Source organism: Mucilaginibacter sp. (assembly GCF_965201005.1).
Taxonomy (GTDB): domain Bacteria; phylum Bacteroidota; class Bacteroidia; order Sphingobacteriales; family Sphingobacteriaceae; genus Mucilaginibacter_A.
In genome coordinates this window covers 945547-971227 of the sequence record NZ_OZ241747.1, presented here as the reverse complement: position 1 = coordinate 971227, position 25681 = coordinate 945547, and the positions used below count along the sequence as shown (strand labels likewise).

Annotated in this window: 23 protein-coding genes, 2 tRNA genes and 1 pseudogene; 16 read left to right on the top strand and 10 right to left on the bottom strand. The window is 41.5% G+C overall.

Features of this window, described 5'->3' with window-relative positions:
• Window position 1: 1 nt before the first annotated feature.
• The 3 genes from rhaT to ACOFKR_RS04415 all read right to left on the bottom strand — a co-directional run bounded on the left by rhaT (window position 2) and on the right by ACOFKR_RS04415 (window position 2733).
• Window positions 2-1081, bottom strand: coding sequence for an L-rhamnose/proton symporter RhaT (gene rhaT / locus ACOFKR_RS04425; RefSeq protein WP_419802813.1), 1080 nt, complete (start codon window positions 1079-1081; stop codon window positions 2-4).
• A gap of 76 nt (window positions 1082-1157) precedes the next feature.
• Window positions 1158-2183 carry a GntR family transcriptional regulator gene (locus tag ACOFKR_RS04420; protein WP_419802812.1) on the bottom strand — a complete coding sequence of 342 codons (1026 nt, stop codon included), beginning with the start codon at window positions 2181-2183 and terminating at the stop codon, window positions 1158-1160.
• 34 nt (window positions 2184-2217) lie between these two features.
• On the bottom strand, window positions 2218-2733 hold the full coding sequence (locus tag ACOFKR_RS04415) for a cupin domain-containing protein (protein ID WP_419802811.1): 516 nt from the start codon (window positions 2731-2733) through the stop codon (window positions 2218-2220).
• A gap of 106 nt (window positions 2734-2839) precedes the next feature.
• Between ACOFKR_RS04415 and ACOFKR_RS04410 the strand changes: the two genes are divergently transcribed.
• The 3 genes and pseudogenes from ACOFKR_RS04410 to ACOFKR_RS04400 all read left to right on the top strand — a co-directional run bounded on the left by ACOFKR_RS04410 (window position 2840) and on the right by ACOFKR_RS04400 (window position 5338).
• Window positions 2840-3175, top strand: a complete 336-nt coding sequence (locus ACOFKR_RS04410) for a transposase (RefSeq protein WP_419801479.1) — start codon at window positions 2840-2842, stop codon at window positions 3173-3175.
• Between the two features lie 142 nt (window positions 3176-3317).
• A pseudogene (locus ACOFKR_RS04405) lies at window positions 3318-4016 on the top strand (IS3 family transposase); the annotation flags it as partial.
• 257 nt (window positions 4017-4273) lie between these two features.
• A complete protein-coding gene (locus ACOFKR_RS04400; protein ID WP_419802810.1) occupies window positions 4274-5338 on the top strand; it encodes a hypothetical protein in 1065 nt (354 codons plus the stop codon).
• Between the two features lie 1200 nt (window positions 5339-6538).
• On the opposite strand, the gene ACOFKR_RS04395 is transcribed toward ACOFKR_RS04400, so the two are convergent.
• Together ACOFKR_RS04395 and ACOFKR_RS04390 are read right to left on the bottom strand one after the other, a co-directional pair.
• Window positions 6539-6805, bottom strand: coding sequence for a helix-turn-helix domain-containing protein (locus tag ACOFKR_RS04395; RefSeq protein WP_419802809.1), 267 nt, complete (start codon window positions 6803-6805; stop codon window positions 6539-6541).
• Window positions 6806-6920: 115 nt separating this feature from the next.
• Entirely contained in the window at window positions 6921-7499 is a 579-nt protein-coding gene (locus tag ACOFKR_RS04390) for a site-specific integrase (RefSeq protein WP_419802808.1), read from the bottom strand.
• A 182-nt stretch (window positions 7500-7681) separates the two neighbouring features.
• Here ACOFKR_RS04390 and ACOFKR_RS04385 point away from each other — a divergent pair, with 182 nt between their 5' ends.
• Window positions 7682-8665, top strand: coding sequence for an IS982 family transposase (locus ACOFKR_RS04385; RefSeq protein ID WP_419802807.1), 984 nt, complete (start codon window positions 7682-7684; stop codon window positions 8663-8665).
• Here ACOFKR_RS04385 and ACOFKR_RS04380 read toward each other — a convergent pair.
• Entirely contained in the window at window positions 8662-9192 is a 531-nt protein-coding gene (locus tag ACOFKR_RS04380; RefSeq protein ID WP_419802806.1) for an Arm DNA-binding domain-containing protein, read from the bottom strand. The genes ACOFKR_RS04385 and ACOFKR_RS04380 overlap by 4 nt on opposite strands.
• 250 nt (window positions 9193-9442) lie before the next feature.
• A tRNA-Glu gene (locus ACOFKR_RS04375) sits at window positions 9443-9514 on the bottom strand.
• Between the two features lie 153 nt (window positions 9515-9667).
• On the opposite strand from ACOFKR_RS04375, the gene ACOFKR_RS04370 reads away from it, so the two are divergent.
• Entirely contained in the window at window positions 9668-10198 is a 531-nt protein-coding gene (locus ACOFKR_RS04370) for a hypothetical protein (protein WP_419802805.1), read from the top strand.
• A gap of 50 nt (window positions 10199-10248) precedes the next feature.
• Window positions 10249-11253, top strand: coding sequence for an acetyl-CoA carboxylase carboxyltransferase subunit alpha (locus ACOFKR_RS04365; RefSeq protein WP_419802804.1), 1005 nt, complete (start codon window positions 10249-10251; stop codon window positions 11251-11253).
• A 188-nt stretch (window positions 11254-11441) separates the two neighbouring features.
• On the opposite strand, the gene ACOFKR_RS04360 is transcribed toward ACOFKR_RS04365, so the two are convergent.
• Window positions 11442-14603 (bottom strand): protein O-mannosyl-transferase family, encoded by a 3162-nt coding sequence (locus ACOFKR_RS04360; RefSeq protein WP_419802803.1) that lies wholly within the window; start codon window positions 14601-14603, stop codon window positions 11442-11444.
• A gap of 216 nt (window positions 14604-14819) precedes the next feature.
• Between ACOFKR_RS04360 and ACOFKR_RS04355 the strand changes: the two genes are divergently transcribed.
• The 10 genes from ACOFKR_RS04355 (at window position 14820) to ACOFKR_RS04310 (ending at window position 22810) form a co-directional block, all read left to right on the top strand.
• A tRNA-Gln gene (locus ACOFKR_RS04355) sits at window positions 14820-14893 on the top strand.
• Window positions 14894-14967: 74 nt separating this feature from the next.
• On the top strand, window positions 14968-15912 hold the full coding sequence (locus ACOFKR_RS04350) for a ribose-phosphate pyrophosphokinase (RefSeq protein WP_419802802.1): 945 nt from the start codon (window positions 14968-14970) through the stop codon (window positions 15910-15912).
• A gap of 113 nt (window positions 15913-16025) precedes the next feature.
• Entirely contained in the window at window positions 16026-16613 is a 588-nt protein-coding gene (locus ACOFKR_RS04345; RefSeq protein WP_419802801.1) for a 50S ribosomal protein L25/general stress protein Ctc, read from the top strand.
• An 87-nt stretch (window positions 16614-16700) separates the two neighbouring features.
• On the top strand, window positions 16701-17261 hold the full coding sequence (pth, locus tag ACOFKR_RS04340) for an aminoacyl-tRNA hydrolase (RefSeq protein ID WP_419802800.1): 561 nt from the start codon (window positions 16701-16703) through the stop codon (window positions 17259-17261).
• A gap of 7 nt (window positions 17262-17268) precedes the next feature.
• Window positions 17269-17715: a pentapeptide repeat-containing protein gene (locus tag ACOFKR_RS04335; protein ID WP_419802799.1), complete on the top strand. Its 447-nt coding sequence runs from the start codon at window positions 17269-17271 to the stop codon at window positions 17713-17715.
• A gap of 13 nt (window positions 17716-17728) precedes the next feature.
• A complete protein-coding gene (locus ACOFKR_RS04330; RefSeq protein WP_419802798.1) occupies window positions 17729-17860 on the top strand; it encodes a hypothetical protein in 132 nt (43 codons plus the stop codon).
• Window positions 17861-18006: 146 nt separating this feature from the next.
• A complete protein-coding gene (locus ACOFKR_RS04325) occupies window positions 18007-19866 on the top strand; it encodes a CocE/NonD family hydrolase (protein WP_419802797.1) in 1860 nt (619 codons plus the stop codon).
• A 1-nt stretch (window position 19867) separates the two neighbouring features.
• Window positions 19868-21535: a M1 family metallopeptidase gene (locus ACOFKR_RS04320; protein ID WP_419802796.1), complete on the top strand. Its 1668-nt coding sequence runs from the start codon at window positions 19868-19870 to the stop codon at window positions 21533-21535.
• A gap of 59 nt (window positions 21536-21594) precedes the next feature.
• The gene (locus ACOFKR_RS04315) at window positions 21595-22329 is read left to right on the top strand and encodes a head GIN domain-containing protein (RefSeq protein ID WP_419802795.1); all 735 of its coding nucleotides are present in this window, start codon (window positions 21595-21597) and stop codon (window positions 22327-22329) included.
• Between the two features lie 313 nt (window positions 22330-22642).
• Window positions 22643-22810 (top strand): hypothetical protein, encoded by a 168-nt coding sequence (locus ACOFKR_RS04310; protein ID WP_419802794.1) that lies wholly within the window; start codon window positions 22643-22645, stop codon window positions 22808-22810.
• A gap of 101 nt (window positions 22811-22911) precedes the next feature.
• Here the strand turns inward: ACOFKR_RS04310 and ACOFKR_RS04305 are convergent, their stop codons facing one another.
• The gene (locus ACOFKR_RS04305) at window positions 22912-23955 is read right to left on the bottom strand and encodes a hypothetical protein (protein ID WP_419802793.1); all 1044 of its coding nucleotides are present in this window, start codon (window positions 23953-23955) and stop codon (window positions 22912-22914) included.
• A 3-nt stretch (window positions 23956-23958) separates the two neighbouring features.
• Window positions 23959-25674, bottom strand: a complete 1716-nt coding sequence (locus ACOFKR_RS04300) for a glycosyltransferase family 39 protein (RefSeq protein WP_419802792.1) — start codon at window positions 25672-25674, stop codon at window positions 23959-23961.
• Window positions 25675-25681: the final 7 nt, after the last annotated feature.

Below are 25681 nucleotides of genomic sequence, written 5' to 3'. Positions count from 1 at the left end.
TTTATTTAATGGAGTTGCCGTAACCAACAACCAGAACCGATATGATAATTGTTATAATACCCGCAATTACGGTATAGACGGCTTTTTTACTAACGCCTTTCCACTCATTTAAGAATAACCCCCAGCTGTTGGCAATCAGGATAATAAATGCCATATGCAATATCCAGGAACTGGCACCATTACCTAATTTGCTTTCGCCCATGCCATAGAAAAAGAATTGAAGGAACCATGTGGTGCCTGCAAGAGCGCAAAAGAGATAATTTTTAAGTAAAGGCTTTTGTTTGTTGGTATAATCGCCAAAGGTTTTGTTTCGGGCGTTAAGTATTATGCACCAAATAAAGTTAGAAGTTAAGCCTCCCCACAAAATTACGATATAGGTAACATTATTTGAAAAAAGGAAATTTCCCTGATGCGGATGTGCTGCCTGCCATGTACTGTTGGCATCATCGGCCATTGTTTTACCGGCTTCTATACCAAAATTAAAACAAGCGCTAAGCACGCCAGATATGATCGCTACAAAAATGCCCAGGCCAAAACGGTAATCTTTATTATAAGTTTCTGCCTGTCGGTTTTTAGCAAGGTCGCATTCTTTAATAGTTCCTGCTCTGCCACAAATAACAATACCAATGGTGCATATACATATCCCCAACAGCACCATTTGGCCCCAATGGCTGTTTAAAAGCATACTAAAAGTATCTTTGCCTTTTTGCGGATAAAAGTTATAGTAAACAGATGGGATGATGGAACCAAATACCGCACATAAACCAAGTATGATTGTGCTGCCTAACGACACCCCTAAATAACGCACCCCCAAGCCATAAGTTAAGCCTCCAATGCCCCATAGCAAGCCAAAAAAGTAGGTGAGCATCAGTATATGCCCGTTTGTAACTTTTATAATATCGATAAAATTCGGAATAGTTAACCATGCTGCTACCGGCGGAACGATCAACCATGAAAATATACCACCAACTATCCAGAAACTCTCCCACGCCCATCCTCTAACTTTTTTATAAGGAATGTAGAAACTACCGGACGCAAAGCCGCCTATGAAGTGGAATAAAATCCCAAAAAATATCTGCATAACAGTAACGCGTACTTGGTTTATAAGAAGAACAATAATATTATTATAAACCGGCTTAACTGTTACCAGCTGTATACTATAGTGATTCCCTTATAATGGTATGGAACGGAATTTTAATGTGGTCGCGAGAATTATTTAATACAATCGATGCAGCGATACGTCCCATAAATTCAAAATCGGTTGAAATTGTTGTGATACCGTTTAGAATAAACTTCTTTAAAGGCGTCTCGTTGTAGGATACGATCCCTATATCCTCCTGCATTTTAAGGCCTTGCTCCAAAAGTAAATTAATTAGCTCTACCAGGTCATCTTCGGTAAGCGAAATATAAAGGGTGTCCTTACACATGCTTTCACTACGGAGGTCAGAAACAATATCGTATTCGCAATTATATTGCTTACAAAAGTTTAAGAAACCGATAAGGATATCTGTTGGGAAATAGCTATTCTTAGGAAAAATGATGGTGCATGAATGATAACGCCTGATGCTAGGCAACAACTGCTCTAAAGCATCAAAAATATCATTGGCAAAGTCTTCATATACAGCGCCAAAATCACCTTCCACACCTTTTACAAGCTTGCTCATTAATATTAGTTTTTCTTTGGGTATCTGGTTGATAACATCACAGGCGTTGTCTATTTTATCAATAAAATGCGGAATAATAACCACCTTGTCGTATTTATCCTGTTTTTCAAGTAATATCTTTTTGAAATAATTAAAGCTGCTGTTATAAATGTAAAAATCAATAGAAGCTTTATCGCCCAAAGCTTCGGCAAAAGCGTCATAAATTATTTTTTTATGAGTACTAAGCTTATTAAACAACAAAAGAACCTTTACCGGTTTGTCAAGCTTTACGTTGGATATAAAGTAACCTTTACCAGGCACAGAACTTACTACTCCACTTTTTTTTAAAGTATTGTATGTTTTGGTCACAATATTCCGGGAAATGTCTAACGCAATGCTCAAGTCATTAATTGATGGCAAAATATCATGCTCACTGATCAGTTTCTCGTCGATACCCTGCAAAATAGCATTACATAATTGCCTGTAATATGGTGTTAAGGATGACTCATCTATCTTTAATATTTTAAGAAAGTTTTTCATGCGATATCCATCAATTATGATGGTAAAGGAGGAATCAATGGGGGTAGGTATTGTTAAAGAAATTAGACGGGTAAACTTGCTGACCGTATTTTTCTGCGACGGTTTGAAGCTGCTTTGCCGCGTTCTCATCCATCGATGGTGGAGGTAAAAACGTGCCGGGTGAAACAGGATTACCAATCTCTATAAACATGGCTTCCAATCCTGATGGAATGACAGTACAAAGCAGATGTGCTATTTCCTGTGTGTTGTTTTTGAACTGGTGAACAATGCCGCCTTTAGGTATTGCGACGTATGACCCTGCCATGGCTAGATAAGACCCTGCCTCAGAAGTAACTTCGATTGTTCCTTCGATGACATAAAAAGTTTCTTGAAAGTTAGCATGTGCATGCGGCCCCGGACCGCCACCAGGAGGGATCAGCATATCGATGGTGGCAAACTGGCCATCAGTTTGCTTGCCACTGGCTAGAATTCGGTAGGTGTCGCCGACTACGGACAAGGTTTCTCCTTGGTCCGCGCCGACAGTCACCGGCGGTGTTTTTTGTTTTTTCATAATTACAATGAATTTACTCTGCTTAAAAGGATTCTGTAGTAAAACAGTTTTGGACTTGCAACAAATAAGTGGACAAAAGGTTAAGGGAAAAACTTAACTTTAAGATATGTCAAAAACGAGAAAACGATATGACCGTGAATTTAAGGTGATGGCTGTAGAATTGAGCAAGGGGCGTTCCGACCTGGGCGTGCTATCAAAAGAACTGGAAATTAAACCGTCTTTGTTGTACCGTTGGCGCAAGGAACTGGAAACGAAGGCAGGAACGAGTTTTCCGGGACAGGGCAAAGTACTTTATACACCGGAGCAGGCGGAAATACACCGGCTAAAAAAAGAGCTGCTCGACATGCAACAGGGGCGCGACATCTTAAAAAAGGCCATGGCATCTTCTCCAGGGGCGATGGCAAATATTCCGGTTCCTAAAAGACAACAGGACAATATTTAATATCGGGAAGATGTGTAAAATGTTTAAAGTGAGCAGAAGTGGTTTTTATAGCTGGTTAAAGTGCACTCAATCTAAAAGGTCACAGTCGGATATGAAATTACTGTCAGAAATCAAGCTGGTTTATCACTAGAGCAAACGAACATATGGAGGCCCAAGAATATCCCGCGCACTTGGTCAACGCAATATTATATTATCCAGGCAAAAGGTGGCCCGGCTGATGAAAAAAGAAAACATCAGGAGCCTTATTAAGAAAAAGTTTAAGGCCACTACGGATTCTGAACACCAGTATACTATACCGGAAAACATGTTGGAGCGGAATTTCAAGCCCGGCACGACCGGTACGGTTTGGGTATCGGACATTACTTACATCAAAACGGGGCAAGGCTGGCTGTATCTGACTACCGTAATTGATCTGGGTGACCGTAAAGTAATCGGCTGGGCATTGAGTTCTGGTATGAAGGCAACAGAAACAGTGATTCCGACTTTTAAAATGGCACAAAAGAACAGGCCCATCACGAATGACCTACTTTTTCATTCTGACCGTGGCGTGCAGTATGCCTGTAACGAATTCAGGGATTTGTTGGGAAAGAATGCCTTAATTACCAGAAGTATGAGCAGAAAAGGAAACTGCTGGGACAACGCAGTGGCAGAAAGCTTCTTCAAAACCTTAAAAGCAGAATGCGTTTATCAGCACAAATTTACTTGCAAAGAACAGGCAGCACTGATGATTTTTGAATACATCGAAATCTGGTACAACCGTAAACGGTTACATTCTGCCCTTGGTTACATGTCCCCGCAGGACTTTGAAAAACAACTAAACAAACAAATTATCGCAGCTTAACTGAATGTCCACTTATTTGTTGCAAGTTCAATCAAGCAGATTCTTATAATGCTATAGCTTTAAGCGAGCGACTAAACAAATATATTGGTTTGCTCAATGAGACGTCCCCCGAAGAAAATGCAGAACTGATTGAAGCAATTGAAACTTTTACTGAAAATTTAAACCCGATTATTGAGCAATGAGACGGGGCATATAAAGCGGCAAAGGTTGAAGTTGAAAAGGGGTATCAATACCTGCGAATCAATAAACCAAATCTGTTGCTCAAAGCACTGAATCATTTCCACAAAGCTAAAACGTTATGGTTTCGTCAGGAATACATTGAAGGATTTGTTTTAGCGCTGCTGAACATTGCAGAACTTTATTCTGCAATAGGAATGAATTTAGCTGCTAAGTATTATGCAATGGGTGCAGCATGGGTAAGCACACACAATGGGGAAAGGCACTTACTAAAAAGAATTGCTGATGCTTTTGGTTTAATATTTCAGGCTGATTTCAGACAAGGTGCATGGATGAATGCAATTATTTCGTTCGCTGACTACATGAATGCAAGAAATGAATTCAAAGGAACTCCTCTTGACCCTGAAATTGACGAGATGCCATTTAAGGCAATGGCGGAGTTCGCTCTCATTCTTCACTCAACTCCCAAACTATCGCCTCAATTGAAAGTCTTAGTTGATACACATACTGCAATGCTTGGAGATTTAGGCGATGATTTTATTAAACCGCTCATTCTTAAACTTGAAGATAAATTTTCAACCGATACATCATTGAACGGTTTGCTTGAACGCAGGCTAACTGACGAACCATTAAACGATGTTGGTAAAAAAAGAACTGTATGTTTTAATGCACTAGGCAGCACCTGGGAGATTTCATTCAATAATGATTATTACACTACTCCAATTGCGGAAGAATTTTGCGGAATTATGCAAGTGATGCTTGCTGAAATTGCTTTATCTAAATATGACTATCACTTGGTGCAAAGTAGCACTATTAAGTTGGAGGTTGAGATTAATCCTAACTGTATTTCACCTGAACAGCCTTCCTCAAATAATGAATTGAAATGGAAAGTATTTCTTGAATATTTTGACAGTACTGAGCCTAAAGAAATTAACATTCACACTGCCAGAAGCGCAACTGCTCTTATGTATATTCTTGAATCCATTAGTTTGCTACCTAAGATAGAGTTTGAAGAATTATTCCAAAAACTATTCACAGAAAGTAATTTAGCGAGGAAAACATTGGTGCTTGGCTCCTATCAAAGAATGTATCGCGTTGTTTTCGGACAACAGAAGTTTGATAGCTTACAGCGGCAACATTTTTGAACCTGTAGATTCTTTATCTATGAGTTTGCCTGAAGTTAATCCAGTAATGAAATGGAAAGGAGATCACAGTAAATAGTATAATCAGGACGAAGCAATTCAAAATATAAAGAAACGTTTTGAAAATTCCCACGAGTGCATTTACTTAACTATTGATAAACTAAAGCAAGATAAAAGGTTTCCAAAATTAGTAAACGATTTACGTAGCAAAGGTTGGCAGGACTGGCAAATCACCATTGCCATCATGAACTTTGTGTTGAATGCAAAAAACCGGTATCAACTTTCAGATAAGGAATTTGAGAACGAAAATAAATATCAAGAAGCTTTCGAGGAACTATTTCATAAACTGCTGCATACCGACGAAAAAGACTGCTACATGGAATTTCCTTTGAGCGCTTTCAATCAGAAGAGTTTCAATTTGAGTTAAATCATGCGCTTGTGCTGATTCTATGTTCGTATGGATTGGAAAACAAAGCTAACTTTCCCAATTTTTTAGCTGTAAAAAACTTTCTTGATATTAGATTCAATATGCAAAACGATAATTCAAATGAGGGGAATTTACTTGCAGATATATAATAATTGTTTTGAAGAAGCGCAAACATCTAACGATCTATCTATTACAAAAAAACGAAGGAATTATTGTCAACGGCTAACAAGTTTCCAGAAATGGCTTTTTTAACCTTTAACTATTATGTTTTACTGTTACACGAATTAAATTACACGTATTCAAGTTTTTGTTGCGTTTAAATGTAATACGCGGACGTAATACTTGCATCAATCCTTCAGCAAGATGCATCAATGTTAATAGCTGCATTGAAATTGGCTATTTAGACATGCATAAGTGGAGTTGCTATAAACCTACCCCCCTAAAAGGGCAAATCGTACCTGCCTGAAAAAAAAATCAACTATCTGTTTTTATGAGAAGGGTAACTAAAGTCCCTTGATAGCAATTATAACTTGGGGCATACTTGATAAACCCAAATCTGGTTAAGTCTTTAATACAAATATGGTAGGTACTAATAGAGAATATCTTACTATATTCCATTAACACCTTTTGATTTATTTTGAATGGTAGCTTATGCCTTTGTTGATCCTAGCAGATAATAAGTGCAAAACAAAGACTGATGTGTGAAGTATTAAGACGCTTATCATTAGTCATCCGATTTAGAAAACGCATCAAAAATTGGAACTGTTTGTTACTCATCACCCCTTTTTCTCCAGCACCTTTAAAATATCATCGTATTTATAAAAGAATATGCCACCAACTTTCGTGAAAGAAAGCGTGCCATTAATCCGGAAATTTTGGAGGGTGCCTGGGGAGATATGCAGTAATTTCCTGACTTCAACACTCCGTAACCACTGTTTTGGATCATGCTTTTGCGGCTGCTTTACAATTATGGAAAGTTCCCTGATTAAATCTTGCTTAAGCAGTTCAAGGTCTTCTTTGGTAATTAGATCAATTTGGGCCATGGTAGTAAATCAAAACTCAAAATTGACTATTGAATAAGAGCGGTATTGCCAACTTTCAAATGTTGGTATAGAATAATTGCCATGTAGAAATCCTGCATGGCAATTAAGATCATGGTTAGCTGGCTATTTTATCCAGTTTTCGTTTCAGCTTTTTCATATCCTGGCTGACCCTTGTATCGATGACTTTTGCGTAATGTTGGGTTGTTTTAATATCTACGTGACCGAGCATCTTACTTACGCTTTCAATCGGGACCCCGTTAGTCAGGGTCACCGTTGTGGCGAAAGTATGCCTTGATAAATGAAAGGTCAGGTTTTGTTTAATATCGCAGGCGTCTGCAATCTCCTTCAAATAACTATTCATTTTCTGGTTACTTAAAACTGGCAACACAACATCCCCATGAACGCATTTCGGATGGTCTTTGTATTTCGCAATAATTTGCAAGGCAGGTTTTAACAAAGGGATTCGGGAAGAATTATCATTTTTCTTTCGGCGCGTAAATATCCATTGCCCGCCATCAGTTCCTTTAGTAATCTCATTGTGGGATAATTTTTTCACATCAGCGTAGGACAAGCCGGTATAGCAGCAAAACACAAATACGTCCCTGACATTTGCGACCCGTGCTATTTTAAACTCCTTTTTCATCAGCCGGTTAAGCTTCAGCTGACTTAAGAGTTCGCGTTCCTTGACTTTCACCGTTGTCTTGAATTCTGAAAAAGGATTATCCCTTAATAGCTTAAATTTAAGGATATAGTTGTTGACCACCTTTTTAAGATGTTTCAAATACTTGGCAGCAGATATAGGTTGGATACTGCAAGCTAGTTTGAGATAATGGTTAAAATCATTAACGTGTTGTGCGATTAAAAAAGGATAATGGAATGAAAGAAAAAGTTGTGCATTATATTAATAATCAATATATTAAAGAATATTTAACTCCAATTAAATGTTTCTTTATGCACAACCTTTCGAGCAATTTCTATTTATTTTTAGATATTACCAAATCTGTTTTTAAATCCTCTATCAATTCCGATGGTAACTTTAAGTTCTATCCAAGACAGCCGAAATTGTCTGATTGTCAGATCATTGCTTTGAGTATCACGGCTGAATCAGTAGGCATCGATTCCGAAAGCTACCTTTTTGGCAAACTTAACAAGGATTATAAAGCCGATTTTCCTAACCTCATCCACCGCTGTAATTTTAACCGGCGCAGGAAAATACTTGGCCCATATCTTCAGCAGTTAAATCAGTTGCTTGCCGATGGCATGAACCAATCTGAAAGTACATTTCTTATAGACTCCATACCAGTTCCTATTTGCAAGACCGCCCGGGAAAAGTCGGGGAAAATTTGTCGGGAAAATTTTGAGACTGCGCCCGACAAAGGCTATTCATCCGTGAACAAAGCCTGGTATTTCGGCTACAAACTACACCTTGTAACATCTGTCAGGGGCATATTTCATTCGATGGATTTAAGTAAGGCAAGCGTCCATGATATTCATTACCTCAACGAGGTAAAGCATTCAGGATTAAATAATTGCACCCTTATTGGAGATAAAGGTTATCTATCCAAAACCTGGCAGTCTGACCTTTTTCACTCCGTTAAAGTTGATCTAAAAACGCCTATGCGTAACAATCAGCAAAATAAAGAACGTTTCCAACCTATCTTCAGGCGGTTCAGAAAGCGTATGGAGACCTTATTTGCCCAACTCTGCGATCAGTTTATGCTCAAACGCAATTATGCAAAATCGCTTGCTGGTTTATCAGTACGGATATTGACTAAACTTACTGCTGTAACCTGTCTGCAATTCATTAATAACAACAATAACAAACCGCTAAATCATCTAAAATATGATTTGGCTTTTTAATCGCACAACACGTTAAAATCATTAATAAAATTGTAATCAAGCAAATTGATCGCCAGATCATCCGATTGATAGTTTTTTTGGATAAAGCCGGTCAGGTGGAGTAGGCAAGTACGATATCCCTTTAAGGTGTTCTCCTCGAATTCCTTCCCGATCAGCTCCTGCATTTGCTTATTGTGCAAACGGAAAATTTCTAATAGTTGCAGAACTTTTTGTGGTTTGTCCCTACCAAGGAACTTATCCCTTAAGCAAGCAGCGGTAATGTGCTTTCCCTCCCGTACCAGTAGCGCATGTGCATTATGCACCTTTTGTTGAAGGTCATCCAGGTGGTAATTCAGGGATTTAGTAGATTCGGTTTTGCCGCCTTCCCGGTTGGTTTTAGAGCACCACTTTTCAGGATCAGCGGTCCGGGTAGTGGCACATTCTTTAGGTATCCCATTAACCGTAAAGCGCATGTAAACAGGAATATTCCCCGATGTGTAGTTTTTGGGCTTTTTCAGATAAAAGAGCAGACTGTAACCTAATTCCATAAAAACAAGCTTAAATTGTGAAACAAAATAAGTTTGCAGCTACCTCAGTTACAAGATGTACGTTAATCGAACACCTTGTAATACAATAAGTTACATGGTTTTCAGTGAGTCACCAGCTTAACTTTTCCGGCTCACCGAATTACTCACTTCAACGATACGATTTGGTGAATAAAACGGGTTTTTGTCGGAAAAAAAGAAAGCTGCAAACCAAGGATTTACAGCTTTTTGAATGATTTGACATCGATTTTTGTAGCCCGTAGGGGAATCGAACCCCTGTTTCTAGAATGAAAATCTAACGTCCTAACCCCTAGACGAACGGGCCAATTTGTTTCCGTTTTGGGAAGGCGAAGATAAACGTAAAACCGGAATATCAAAAAAGAAATAAAAAATATTTTTTTCAATACGTTGTGCTTCGGATTTGCATCTAAACCGCTTTATTCGTTTCAAAATTTGCGGTTATTGGCATACTGTTTTTATGGGGTTAAAATCTACTTCGGGCTTTTGTTGGGGAATCTTGTGTTCAGGGTTACTGCTGATCATTGTTTTCGATCAGGCTAAAGCACAAACCGACAGTCTGAAACGGCCTGAAAATATACCGGTAAAAGAAGCATTTTTGCAAAAATTTCAAGCTTACCAGATTAGTAAAAACCAGCCGGGCTTGCTGGATGTGGCCGACCACAACCAGTACCCATCGCCCCAAAACGTGCTGAATTGGCAAAAGCAACTGCAATTGAACGACCGGCAAAAATTTGTCATCAACCAAATAAACACGGAACTGAAACGAAAGGTTATTGAAATGAACAACTTTTTGATTACCAACGAACGGACGTTGGACAGCCTTTTCCGCTACAAAAAAATAAACAATGGCAAGCTGATTTATTATACCAACCGATACGGTTTGTACCAGGGCGAACTACGGAACGCTTTGTTGCAGGCCTGCGTTAAAACCGAAGCGGTACTGACTTCAACCCAGATAAAAAAATATAAAGTGCTGTTGCAGAATTGACAACCCGAATTGCAAACCCTATTTTATACCTTTGCAGCCCATAAAAGAGCATGAAAATTACATTTGATTTTGAGAAGCCGATAGGTGAACTGCAGCAACAGATTGAGAAAGTGCAGCAGGTGGAAGAGAAAAACAAGGTCGATATGTCGGCCGCGCTGGCAGAACTGCGCCAGAATTTGCAGTCAAAACAAGAAGAAATCTATGGTAATTTAAACGGCTGGCAAAATGTACAGATCTCCCGCCACCCCGAACGCCCTTACACGCTGCAATATATTGAAGCGATGAGCAAGGATTTTATTGAGCTGCATGGCGACCGCAACATTGGTGATGACAAAGCGATTGTGGGCGGTTTTGGCTCGATTGAGGGGCAAACAGTGATGTTCATCGGCCATCAAAAAGGGGCCAACACCAAAATGCGCCAGTACCGTAATTTCGGGATGGCCAATCCGGAAGGTTACCGTAAAGCACTGCGCCTGATGAAAATGGCGGAAAAATTTGGCAAACCGATCATCACTTTTATTGATACGCCGGGCGCTTATCCGGGTTTGGAAGCCGAAGAACGCGGGCAAGGCGAAGCGATCGCACGTAATCTGATGGAAATGTCTGTACTCAAAGTTCCTGTAATTTGTGTGATTATTGGCGAAGGTGCTTCCGGCGGTGCATTAGGGATTGGCATTGGCGATAAGGTTTACATGCTTAAACATACCTGGTATTCAGTAATTTCGCCGGAATCCTGCTCTTCTATTTTGTGGAGAAACTGGGACAATAAGGAAAAAGCCGCAGAAGTTTTAAAACTGACTTCTGCCGAGATGTATAAAAACAGGCTGATCGACGGTATTATTGAAGAACCGCTCGGTGGCGCGCACCAAGACCCGGAAGCGATGATTGCGACTTTAAAGCAAGTGCTGGTTGATGATCTGGCTAACTTAAAAGCCAAAAACGTGGATGAAATGGTGAACGAGCGGATTGAAAAATTTTGTGCAATGGGCGTAGTAATTGATGAAAGTGAATTTCATTTGCCGGAAGCTTCGGAAGAAGAAACACCTTCAGAATAAGTGTCTTTTTGTTGAGGAAATACTTTTTCAAAGCATAATGCTTCTTTTACAGGTAAAAATTAAGCCGATTTAAAATAAAAAATCCTTTTATCGTGTTAAAATAACATGTTTCAACATAAACCAAATAAAAAAAATCCCGGAAAACAATCCGGGATTTTTTGTTGAATGCTTCTTTTAGCAGGTAAATTTTACTGCAGTTGCTGCTGAAACATCGCCCCGAATTTGGTTTGATAATCCGCCATCATGGCCGTTACTTTTTTGTTCAATGCAGGTTCGTTGTTCTCTTTTGTCAGCTTGACCAGTTCATTGGTTACAGAAAGGCACAATTGAATATCGCGGCCAGACATGCGTTTGTTGTCATCGTTCATCGAAGCAAAATAATTCATCTGCCCCGAAACGTAGCTGATAATTTTGTTCACCATATCTTCGCCAACTTTACGCTCGTTTAACTGAAAAGCCAGATCGGCCAGGTAAAATTTACGAATAGCAATATCGGTGTAAGGGTTTAAATCCGGCATTACTTCCTGATATCTGTGCAACACCTTTTTGGCCAGGTCCGGATGGCCTTCTTTGTACAGGTTTTCGGTTAGGCTTAAAAACGTGCGCAAAATCACCGGATAAAACATTGTGCGTGATTCGTGGTCCAGGTACGAAGCGTTTTTCATGTTTCCCCAACGAAATTTGTTCATCACGTTGTTGTACATCAGCAAAGTATTGCTCCTTTCAGTAGTGCCGGCTGCGGTATCCGGTTTCAACGGCATCAGGCGGTAAGCAAAACCTTCGTTGTACATGTATTTATCCAAACCCATCATATTATCATTGCCAACGGTGATGGCAAAATAAACCGGGCGTTTCCAGTTGTTGTGCGAAAGGATGTCCATCATTACCAAATTATCTTTGGTAACATAATTACTTGGATATTTCCAATCTATTTCCGGCAAAATCCTTCCTTTTTCCGAAGCCGGAACAGTACCTGTTTTCACAACTTCATCCGGATTAACCGTCCACTTTAGGTTTTTAGTGGGAAGATAATTCATGCTTTGTCCGTTCTCATATTCTACTTTGGCGCGAGGGTCATCGGAAGTCATAAAATCGAAAACATCTTTTAGCTCTACGTTTCCCGGAAGTTTAGAATCATTGTAATAAGTCATATCACGCACACCAGCTTCAAATTTTTCGTTCGGCATCGTGATTGGCAACGGTGCAGATTCATTCATTTTCTGCTTCATTTGACGCGTGTACCAATCGGTCCCCAGCAAACTTAAGTTCACTATCCGCACATCCGGGCGCACATTTTCCACTTCCTGAATGTACCACAACGGATACGTATCGTTATCACCATAAGTGAACAAAATAGCATTTGGCGCGCAGGAATTGAGGTAATTATAAGCCATATCGCGCGGCGTGGTTTTGGTGGAGCGGTCATGGTCGTTCCATTCCTGCGAAGCCATCAAAACCGGCGCGGCCAACAAACAAACTACGGTTGCACCAATGGCTGCCGTTTGCGGGTTGGCGTACTTTCGCAATTTTTCGGCGATAAACAAAGTACCAAGCCCAATCCAAATGGCAAAAGCGTAAAACGAACCGGCGTAGGCATAATCCCGTTCGCGCGGTTGCAGCGGGTCCTGGTTAAGGTAAAGCAAAATGGCAATACCGGTAAAAAAGAACAGTAAACCAACTACGCCAGCATCTTTTTGATTTTTCTTGAAGTGATAAAAAGCACCGATCAACCCTAAGATCAGCGGCAGAAAGAACATGCGGTTGTAGGATTTGTCCATCGTTATGGTTGGCGGCAAAGCACTCTGGTTGCCCAAACGCAGCGCATCGATTGGTTTAATGCCGCTCAGCCAGTTGCCATCGGTAATGTTATTGCTTTGTCCGTCGGCATCATTTTGGCGTCCAACAAAATTCCACAGCAAATAACGGGTGTACATTTGGTTGACCTGCCAGCTAAAAAAGAAGCCTAAATCATCTGCAAAAGTCGGGCTTTGGCCTTCGCCGATGTGCATCCAGTCTTTATAAAAACCAACATGCTCCGGTTTATCGCTAAACATGCGCGGGAACAACGTGTTCCGATCATAAACCAGCACCTGCTTTTTGCCCGAAACCTCATATTTTTCTTTTCCTTTTCGATAAAGCGTGGCACCTTCTTTCTGATCTACCGCTTTAGAATCATAATACTGGCCGTACAACAATGGTGTATCGCCGTACTGATCGCGGTTCAGGTAACTAAGCAAAGCAAAAGCATTGTCCGGTTCGCTGTTGTTCAGGTTGGTGTGCGCTTTGGCGCGGATCACCAGCATCGCAAAAGAACTATAACCAAACAGGATAAAAACAGTACAGGTCAGTATCATGTTCAGCGCAACACGTTTTTCTCTGATTTTGACCACATATTCCAGAAAAGCCACAATTGCAACCCCAACAATGGCACCGATGATACCGCCGCTAACCAGCAGCACCAAAATAAAAGCAACTGCCGCCACGATGATGGCTGGCCTGGCCGGTTTCAGGGTGTACATAATCCCGGCCGTTATGGTGATGATGATCAACACAAAAAACGTGGTGGCACCGCTCCAGAAACCGAAATTAAAAGTGTTTACAAACAGCAAATCAGCATAAGCCGCACCTTTGACCACGTACTGTATAATCCCCCACAAAACCGCTGCAACAATAATCACCCCAACAAAAAGTGCTGCAATGGTGCCGCGTGCTGTAGCTTTTGGTGTTCTGCGGAAGTAATAAACACAGGCAATTGCCGGGATGGCCAGCAGGTTTAACAGGTGTATGCCGATGGACAAACCCATCACATAAGCAATAAAGATGATCCATTTATCGGCCCCAGGCTCATCGGCGTGTGCGTCCCACTTCATGATCGCCCAAAAAACAATAGCGGTACATAATGAAGATTGTGCATAAACTTCGGATTCTACGGCCGAAAACCAGAACGTGTCCGACCAGGCATAAGCCAGCGAGCCAACCAAACCGGCACCAATAATGAGGATGGTTTGGTTTAAACTAATCTCTGATGCTGTTTTTACCACTATTTTTTTGGCAAGCGCGGTGATCGTCCAAAACAAAAACATGATCGTGGCGGCACTGGCCAATCCGGAACTCATGTTGATCATGTAAGCCACTTTGGTCCTATCCGCGGCCAGCAGCGAAAACACTTTGCCGATCATCGTAAACAGCGGTGCACCAGGCTGATGCGCCACCTGCAAACGGTATGCGCAGGCAATAAATTCGCCGCAATCCCAGAAACTGGCATACGGTTCGAGCGTTAAAATATAAGTGGCGGCAGCAATGAAAAAGGCCAGCCAGCCAAACAGGTTATTGATCTTGTGATACTTCATTGAGGTAAAATTTCTGGGCATATTTATCAGGTGCCGAAATTAATAAACTATAACGAAGTTTTACACCGCCGGAAAATAGTTTAACAGGTTTTAACAATTAAAATCCGGATGCTTCTTTTAGCAGGTAAAATTTTGAAAAATGGATTTGACAATTTAATTTATCGTCCTATATTTGCATTCCTTTTCGGGAGGTTTGATATTGAACGAAAAGCAGCTTGCCCGATAGTATAAAGGTAGTACGACGGTTTTTGGTACCGTTTGTCTAGGTTCGAATCCTGGTCGGGCAACCAATTAAAAAAGCAGATGAGCTGAAGTTTGGCTGTCTGCTTTCTTTTTTTGAAGGCTGTACCCTATTTTACGCATCATGCCGATTCAGTTCAATCCCATAAAATTGTTTTCAGGTTCCGGCACACTGGAACTTTCTAAAAAAATTGCGGATTCGTACGGAAAAGAATTGGGCAAAGTAACTTTATCGCGTTTCAGTGACGGCGAATTTCAACCTTATTTTAATGAATCGGTACGCGGATCGGATGTTTTTTTGATCCAGTCCACCAATCCGCCAACCGATAATTTGATGGAATTGCTGATGATGATCGATGCCGCACGCCGCGCATCGGCACATTATGTAACGGCTGTGATCCCGTATTTTGGTTTGGCCCGGCAGGACCGGAAAGACAAGCCGCGTGTGGCCATCGGTGCCAAATTAGTTGCTAATCTGCTGGTTGCGGCAGGTATCAATCGCATCATGACGATGGATTTGCACGCCTCCCAGATACAAGGTTTCTTTGATGTTCCGGTAGATCATCTGGATGCGGCGATTATTTTTGTGCCCTATATCAAGAGCTTAAATTTACAGCGTTTAACTATTGCTTCGCCGGATATGGGCGGCTCGTACCGGGCCAGAACTTTTGCCAAATACTTTAATGCAGAGGTAGTTATCTGCGATAAACAACGTAAGCGCGCCAACGAAATTGAATCAATGACGATCATTGGCGATGTAACCGACCAGGACATTGTGCTGATTGATGATATGTGCGATACCGCCAGAACGCTGGCCAAAGCGGCCGGTTTGATCATGGACCGCGGTGCCCGGAGCGTAAGAGCCGTTTGTACGCATCCCATTTTATCCGGTGATGCTTATAACACGATCGAAAAATCGGCTTTAACAGAACTGATTGTTACAGATACCATCCCGCTAAAACAGCAAAGCAGTAAAATACGGGTACTTTCGGCCGCTAAATTATTTGCAAGCGCAATTACCAACGTCAACGAACATGGATCGATCAGTCAGCTTTTTAATGTGGAATGAGAGAAGGTTAATAGGTAATGGTTTATAGTTGATAGCCATAGCAAATTTGCAAGCACCATGAACTATTAACCATCAACAATGAATAAATATTAATAAATAAACAAACAACACAAATGAAATCAATTGCTATTAGCGGTTCTTCAAGAGAGAACGTAGGGAAAAGAGACGCTAAAGAGCTGCGTTATCAGGGCATGGTGCCGGCAGTTCTTTATGGTGGGGATACCCAAACCCACTTTGCTGTGTCTGCAGCTGATTTGAAACCGGTGCTTTACACGCCCGAAGTTCATTTCATCGATTTAGAAGTTGCCGGTGTAAAAAGCCAGGCCATTGTACAAGCCACGCAGTTTCATCCGGTAACCGACCAGTTATTGCACGTGGATTTTTTATTGCTGAATGAAAATAAAGTCATCACAATGGAAATCCCGGTATTGCTGACAGGTACTTCGCCAGGCGTAAAAACCGGTGGTAAATTAGTGCAAAAACTGCGTAAACTGCGTGTAAAAGGCTTCCCGAAAGATCTTTTGGATGCTATCGAGGTAAGCATCGAAACACTGGAAGTTGGCAAATCTGTAAAAGTTAGCGAAATCAAATTGCCAAACTTAACGATCACCAATTCTCCGGAAGATACCATTGTTTCGGTAACTACTTCACGTGCATTGCGTCAGGCCGAGCAGGAAGCTGCAACGCCAGGCAAAAAGTAAGCGATATTTCTTTTATCTTGCAAAAGCCTTCAGCATAAAAACTGAAGGCTTTTTTTATGCCATAAAAACAGTATTACCTTTGCGCCGATGAAATATTTGATTGTTGGCCTCGGAAACATTGGCCCGGAGTATGCCGATACACGCCACAACATCGGTTTTATGATTTTGGATGAACTGGCCCGCCAGGAATCTTCCCAGTTTTTTAACATGCGCCTGGCTTATTATACCGAAGTGAATTATAAATCGCGCACGCTGCACCTCATCAAACCAACAACTTATATGAATTTAAGCGGTAAAGCACTGGCTTACTGGATGAAAGAACTGAAAATCACCGCAGAAAACGTGCTGGTTTTGGTAGATGATCTGGCTTTGCCGCTCGGTACTTTACGCTTAAAACCAAAAGGGAGCGCGGCCGGGCACAACGGTTTAAAACATATTGAGTTAACTTTGGGCAACAGTGATTATGCGCGTTTGCGTTTCGGCATCAGCGATCATTTCCCGAAAGGCCGGCAAGTAGATTATGTTTTGAGCGGATTTGACAAAGAGGAACAACCGGAATTGCCCGCACTGATTGACCGCTCCATCGAGATGATCAAAAGTTTTGCCACCATAGGAACGGAACTGACCATGACGAAATTTAACCGGTAAAAACAGTATGCAAACCGAAAATTTTTATGCGGAAAAAACTTTTGCCGGATTAAATTATGTGGAAAAAAGTTTGAAAGGGATTGAATTTGAAACCTGCCATTTTAAACAAATCGATTTTGGCAATTGCAAAATGGAGAATTGTATTTTTTCTGATTCGGTTTTTGAAGATTGTAACTTTAGTTTGGCACAACTTAAAAATGTTGGTTTAAGTGAAATCCGGTTTAAAAACTGCAAACTGCTGGGCGTTGATTTTGCCAAAACCCGCGATTTTGCTTTTGCCGTTTCGTTTGAGAATTGCATTTTGGATTATGCTTCTTTTAGCCATAAAAAATTGCGCAAAACCAGATTTCAGCACTGTAAACTGCAGGAAACCAACTTTGAAGAAAGCGATTTGACCGGAAGTGTTTTTGCAGATTGCGACCTCACCCGATTGCGACCTCACTGCTTCTTTTAGCAACACAATTTTGGTGGAAGCTGATTTCAGTTCTGCTTATAATTTTTCCATCGACCCGGAAAATAACCGCATCAAAAAAGCTAAATTTTCGGTGGCCGGTTTGCCAGGTTTATTAGAAAAATTTGGGCTGAAGATTGTGGACTGAAAGCTATTGCTTCTTTTATCGCCCTAAAAACCGAAACAGAAAACTCCGACCGCCACTAAATTTATACCTATAAAAACAGTACGTAACAAGTACATTACTTGTATAGCAGCCGGATTTTTATAAATTAGCCAATCAAAATTTGCTACATGAAAACTATCTACCTGTTCCTGGTTTTTGCTATCTGCTGCGGATCGGCATCGGCACAAAACACTTACGCCAAAGACAATTACACCAAAAAAGATTACTACATCACCATGCGCGATGGTATTAAACTTTTTACTTCGGTTTACACGCCGAAAGATGCATCCGCGCAAAAAAAATACCCGATGGTGATGCAGCGCACCTGCTACAGCGTGGCACCTTATGGCGCAGATAAGTTTCCAAGAACTTTAGGCCCGTCGGAAACTATGATGAAAGAAGGTTATATCGTTGTTTATCAGGATGTTCGCGGCCGTTATGAAAGCGAAGGCACCTGGACGAACATGACGCCGGTAGTAGAACACAAAACCAAAAAAGATGTGGACGAAGGTTCTGACACATATGATACGATTGACTGGCTGGTAAAACACGTACCAAATAACAATGGAAGAGTTGGCCAGTGGGGCATTTCCTATCCCGGTTTTTATACCGCTGCCGGGATTTTGAGCAACCATCCGGCTTTAAAAGCTTCTTCTCCGCAGGCACCAATTTCTGATTTCTTTTTTGATGATTTCCACCACAATGGTTCTTTGCTGGAAAGTTATTTTTTCACTTATCCGGTTTTTGGTGTGCAAAAAACGGACACCACCAGCAAAGCCTGGTACACCAGCCAGATCATCAATCCCGGTACGAAAGACGGTTATCAGTTTTTGCTGGATTTGGGTCCGTTGAGCAATGCCGATAAATATTACAAAAACAATTTTTTCTGGCAGGAAACCATCAACCACCCAAATTATGATGATTTCTGGCAGAAAAGGAGCTTGCCGCGCCATTTTGGTAAAGTAAAACCGGCCGTAATGTTTGTAGGCGGCTGGTTTGATGCGGAAGATTTGTCCGGGCCGCTGGATATGTTCAAAAAAATCCATAAAACTGATCCAAATGCTTACAACACGATCGTGATGGGTCCGTTTGGCCATGGCAGATGGTCGCGCGAAACCGGCCACACGCAACACAGTAATATTTATTTTGGCGACAGCATTGCTACTTTTTACCAGAGAAACATCGAAGCTAAATTCTTCAATCACTTTTTAAAAGGCAACGGTGATAAAAACTCCGGTTTGCCGGTAGCATACATGTACAACACCGGTAAAAAAGAGTGGCAGGAATTTGCCCAATGGCCGGCCGCAAACGCCACGCACCAGAAATTATACTTAAATGCAAATGGTAAAATCAGCATGACGGCTCCGGGTTCAACCGGCTCCATGTCGTACATCAGTGATCCGGCAAAACCCGTTCCGTACACCGAAGACAACACCACCACAATGGGTTTTACGCCGCACAATTACATGAGCGAAGATCAGCGTTTTGCCGGCCGCCGCCCTGATGTTTTGGTTTATCAAACCGATGTTTTGCAGGATGACATGACGTTGGGCGGAGAAATTTTATCCCACCTAAAAATAGCATCCACCGGAACCGATGCTGATTTTGTGGTGAAACTGATTGATGTTTACCCGCCTGACGAGCCGAACAACCCGTACAACCCGAACAAAAATATTTTGATGAGCAACTACCAGCAAATGGTGCGCTCGGAGGTGATGCCGGCACGTTTCCGCAACAGCTTTGAAAAACCTGAAGCCTTGCTCCCCAACCAAAAAACGGATGTGAACGTACGTTTGCAGGATGTGCTGCATACGTTTAAAAAAGGCCACCGGTTGATGGTCCAGGTGCAAAGTACCTGCTTCCCGCTGTTTGCGCGCAACCCGCAGAAATTTGTGGAGAACCCTTATAAAGCTACTGAAAGTGATTACGTTAAAGCAACAGAAACCGTGTTTAACGATAGTTTTATTGATGTGGAAGTGTTGAAATAGCATGATTTTTAAAAAACCGATACTTCTTTTACCACTCTTTTTTTTGTGCCTGATTGTAATGGACAGTCGGGCACAATTGCTTCAGCCTAAAGAGAAATTTACCCATGCCGATACATTACGCGGCATGTTGACGCCGCTGCGCACCTGCTACGATATCAACTATTATCATTTGGATGTGAAGGTAAATATCGACCGGAAATTCATCAGTGGCAGCAACGAGTTCCGGTTTACGGCCACACAGGATTTCAAGAAATTACAATTCGATCTGTTCGCCAATTTAAAAATCGAAAAAGTAGTTTTTCATGGTAAAAACCTAACTTATTCCCGTGATGGCAATGCGGTTTTCCTGAACTTCCCGAACACCATAAAAAGTGGCATAAAAGAAGCATTTACCGTTTATTATTCCGGTAACCCGATCGTGGCCAAGCGCGCGCCCTGGGACGGCGGTTTTGTTTTTACCAAAGACAGCGAAGGCAAACCCTGGGTTGCAACAGCTTGTCAGGGTTTGGGCGCGAGTGTTTGGTGGCCAACAAAAGATCATCAGGCAGATGAGGTGGACAGTATGCTCATCAGCATTAGCGTGCCAAAGGGTTTAAAAGATGCTTCCAACGGGAGATTAAGAAAAGTAACAGAACTGGCAGACGGTTACACGCGTTTTGACTGGGCAGTTGTAAACCCGATCAATAATTATGATGTGGAAGCCAACATTGGCAATTACGTGCATTTTGAGGATGTTTTTAACGGTGAAAAAGGGAAACTGACGCTTGGTTTCTGGTTTTTGCCCCAGGATATGGACAAAGCAAAAAAACAGTTCGGCGAAAATGTAAAACCAATGCTTACCGCTTTCGAGCACTGGTTTGGCCCTTACCCTTTTTATGAAGATGGTTATAAACTGATTGAAGCACCGCATTTGGGCATGGAGCACCAAAGCGGTGTGGCTTATGGCAATCACTTTCAAAATGGGTATCTGGGCCGTGATTTATCAGGAACGGGCTGGGGCTTGAAGTGGGATTTCATCATTGTGCACGAAAGCGGCCACGAATGGTTTGGCAACAACATTACTTCCAAAGATTTGGCGGATATGTGGATCCACGAAAGCTTTACCAACTACTCCGAATCGCTTTTTGTGGAGCAGCAATACGGCAAACAGGCCGGACAGGAATATGTGCACGGAACGCGCCGGGCCATCCAAAATGACGAACCGATCATCGCACCTTATAACGTAAACAAAGAAGGTTCCGGCGATATGTATTACAAAGGCGGAAACATGCTGAACATGATCCGCACAATCATCAACAACGATGAAAAATGGCGGAAGATTTTGCGTGGGCTGAACAAAACTTTTTACCATCAAACGGTTACTACTGAAGATATTGTGGGTTACATCAACAAGCAATCCGGCATGGATCTGACCACGGTTTTTGATCAATATCTGCGTTATAAAAATATCCCGGTTTTAGAGTTTCGCTTTCAGGACAAGCAGCTTCTGGGCAGATGGATTTCTGATGTGAACGGTTTTGCCATGCCTGCCAAAATCCGGATTAAAGGTGGAGAATACCAATTTTTTAATTTGGGTACTTCTTTTAGCCCTGTAAATTTGCCAACGGCCACTAAAGAAAACCTGGAAACCGATACATTTAATTACTACATCGGTGTGTTGATTGATTAATTTTTGATTTTGCTGTAACTTATCGCCTAAAAACAGCATCTTATCAAAAAAACTTAAACATGAAACCAATTAGCAACTTCTTTTTGATCGCTTTTGTGCTGATCGCATTTGGCTCTTTTACGTATTCAAAATTTAACCAAGCTGCGGTTACCGGTCCGATGGAAACCCAAAACCGTAATGTGGGCGGTTTCCACGCCATTTCCTCTTCCGGTTCTTTTGATGTAGAATTACGCCAAGGCAATACCGAAGCAGTAAAAGTTGATGCCGATGCCGAAGTGATTAATGAGATCGTGACCGAAGTAAAAAACGGCACCTTGCAAATTCATTCTAAAAACACACATAACTGGGGCAATTTTTGGAACAACCGCCATGTTAAAATCTTTGTGACAGCCAAAAACCTGGACAATATCAGTTTAAGTGGTTCTGGTGATTTTAAAATAGATAATCAGCTTAATGCCAGTAATTTAGCTTTACGAATCAGTGGTTCCGGCGATTTTATGGGAGCAATCAATGTAAAAACAGTTGCTGTTTCTATTTCAGGCTCGGGCGATTTCAAGATTTCCGGTAAAGCAGAAGAATCAACGGTTGGTATTTCCGGTTCAGGTGATTTTAGTGCAGGCGATTTGATCACAAAATCTACCGCTATCCGGGTTTCCGGTTCTGGCGATGCCAATGTTTATGCCAGCGAAAAACTGGATGCTGTGGTTTCCGGTTCCGGCGATGTGCATTACGGCGGCCATCCAAAAAGTGTTTCTAAATCGGCACATGGTTCCGGCGATATTTCCGGGTCGTAAGCTGATACTGTTTTTACCACCTAAAAAGCGATTAACTATTTTACCATTCGTAGTTTTAAATATACCTCTATAATTCAAGTTAAATAGGTTAATTAATTCATTTATAACAGGATTAACATCAGCTGGATGTGTAGCTATTCTTACTTTTATTTTTCAAGAGAGATTTAAAGCATCTTTACAACATACATTCGACAAAAAACTTGAAGATTATAAAATAGAAGATAACAGAAGGCAGAAAGTTGTGCTTTTGTCTAGTTTGTTTGCTGAATGGTTATCGTATCCTGATGACAAAAATAGGTTAAACCAATTAACTTTGGACGCTTTCATCTGGCTGCCAAAAGAGACAGCAATAAAACTTAGCGGACTATTAAATCTTAAACCTGATTCTGCTAGTGTGCGAGAAATCGTAGCCAAAATACGTGAACTTGCTTTAGGAAAAGATGAGGCTATTAATTCTAACTTTATTATAATATTTCCGTAAAGTAAAAAAGCAGTATAACTTTTAATAGAAATTAAAAAGTTTTACTGCTTGTACCCCCTTAAAAAAGCGATTAACCAAATAGGTTAATCGCTTTTTTGTTTTCAATCCTTAAACCGCACCAAATTTTTCCGCCCAATATCGTAAACTAACCGAAACGCCTGCTGGCTATCGCCCAGATTTCCCGGAGATTGATGCAGGCTCAAAATAAAACTTCCGCGTATTTGGTTGTAAATAAACGGCGTGTAAATTAAATCCAGCCGGTTGTACATTTTTTTGCTGTAAAAAGAATCGCCGTAAACAATATTGCTTCCTTTACCGGCATAAAAATTATCGCGCAAACCAAAGTGTTTTTTTTGGAGAAAAACCTCGGCCACAAAGCCTTTTGGTATCTGGAAACCATCTATGCCGCGCGTACGCTCTAAAGAAATCATGCCTCCCGCAGAAACATTTAACGAATCCAGAAAAGTTTTATGACTGAAATCCAACCCAACGCGCAACTGGCCGCCGCCATTATCATTGATGTGATCGTTCGGCAGCAAAACCGCGGCACCGGCATCATGCAGCAACAAAAAATAATGCGACAGAAAGAACGGACCATACGGGTTTGGCAAGTATTTGCCGGAAGCCCCAAAAATAAACTGCTCGCGGTCGGTTGCGGTCTGGCGGCTCACCCAATCAATCCAAATCGTTTCTTTTCCCCAAGGGCTTTCGTAGCTGGTGAGCAAACCCTGGATATTTGGCCGGTAATATTGCAGCGTATCATTGAGCAACGCCAGCGGATAATCGCTGATCAAACCTTCGCGCGGGAAAGCACCAATGTCAAATGTCCAGCCTTTTTTGCCGGTGAAATTATAGTAAATTACCGGATCAACTTTCCCAAAAAACGGGTTCGCCCCAAATTCATGAATCCCATTCACCCCAAAACGAAAATGGTTGACGGAATCCAAATTTACACCCAAATCCAGTGCTGCACGTGCGCCCGAAAACGTGTGCGAACGCTCCGGAAAAGCACGATATTCGCGGTTGTCGAAAAAACCGTAACCCTGGAAATGGATGTCGAGATTATTGTTTTGGGCAATACAATTTATAGTGCCTAAAAATAGCATCAGCATAAAAAAAATCAGACTGCGTAACGTATGTTTCATAAATTATTGAATGTTGAGGTTGATGATTTTACTGCTTCGCGGACCGGCAAACGGCGGTGATTTGATAGAAAACAACAGTGTATATGCGCCTTTTTTAACTGGCATTTTCAGGTTAAAAGGATAGGTTTTGGTTTCGCCGGGTTTGAATTGAAGCTGGTTGAAACTAAGCCCGGCCATTTGGTTGCTGATCATCGAATCACCTTGCATCACATACGCCCGCAAAACTACCGGAAGCTGCTGGCCGTGGTTGCTAAAACTTACTGTTTTTGGATAGGTATTTTTGATTTTTAGCTGAAGCGGAACTGTTTTGCCAACCAGACTTTTGATTTGGGCTGAATCAACTTCCACCAGCATTTTTTGATACGAACGCATTTGCGCAATCCACTGGCCATAAAAAACGCCTTTTGCCGTGTTCAATTTATCCGAAGCAGTATTTTTAAGTGGCTCATCAGTTACAAAATATATGCGTTTTTGCTGCAAACTGTCTTCTATCGGCCAGATGTCAAATTGTGTGCGGCGGTAAAAGCGCGAATCGTACGAAAAACCTTTCAGCGAATTGGTGTAATAGCTGTACCAGGAAGGGTTCTGGAAATTATCCGGGAAAATTACATATGCATTTCCGGCTTTTTGTTGGATGGAATTTGCCCATTCCGGGTTGCCGAAATAACTTTTTACCACACCAATTTTCATGCTGACCGGGTTTTTTACCATCAAACCCAAACGCATCAGCAACAATAAAAACAGGTTTAAAAACAGCACGGGCTGCAGCCATTTTGGTTTATGCTGATGTTGGAGCGAAATTAAAACCAGCATCACCATCGGCAAAAAACCAATCAGCGTCCAATGCGGCTGCACGGCAACTTTCAGCGTGTTCAGCAGAAAAAAAATAATTGTGCCCACAAAATTAAAGAGCAGCGTGCGGGTAAAAATATCGGTTGCTCGGAACCTGGAAATCCGGTAAAACCAAAACCAGCCAACCAGCGGCCCGGCCATAAATAGTTGTCCGATCAAAAATAAGTATGTAAACTGAAACTGGTAATGATCGGCTTCGCGCTCTACCAGATGATATTTGATGGACGGAAAATCGTGGTTGACTTGCCAAAAAATATGTGGTAAAAACAGTATCAGCGTAAATGCGGCAACCAGCCAGAAAGATTTGCGGCGGAATAATTTTGGGTTGGCCATCAGTGTAAAAACCACCAATAGTATTGCGTGATATTTGCTGTACAACGCGCCGGCGAGTGCCAAACTCAGCAAAAAAGCTGTCCCAAATCTGTCTTTTTCTAAATATTGCTGATAAAAGAAGTAAAACAGCGTGCCGAAAAAAAACAGCGGCGCATCCGGCGTGGTGGTAAAACCAAAAATATGGAAAATGGATATTGAACTGATTATCAGCACAAACCACTTGGCTTCTACCTGATATTTTTTCAATATTTGCCATAAAACCCACCAGGAAAATGTGCCGCTCAAAACAGTAAGCAAGCGCAAACTCAGTTCGTTATGAAACAAAGAATTGCCTACGCGGATGAACAGCGCAACCATCGGCGGATGATCGAAATAGCCCCAATCCAAAAACCGCGAATACATCCAGTAATAAGCTTCGTCCGGGTGGAGTTGGGTAAAATAGCTTTGCAGGAAATTCAGCAATGCCCAAACCAGCAAAAAATACCTGACAACTTTATCGGATGAAGTTTGATGCTGATCTACTGTTTCAGCCATATTTTAC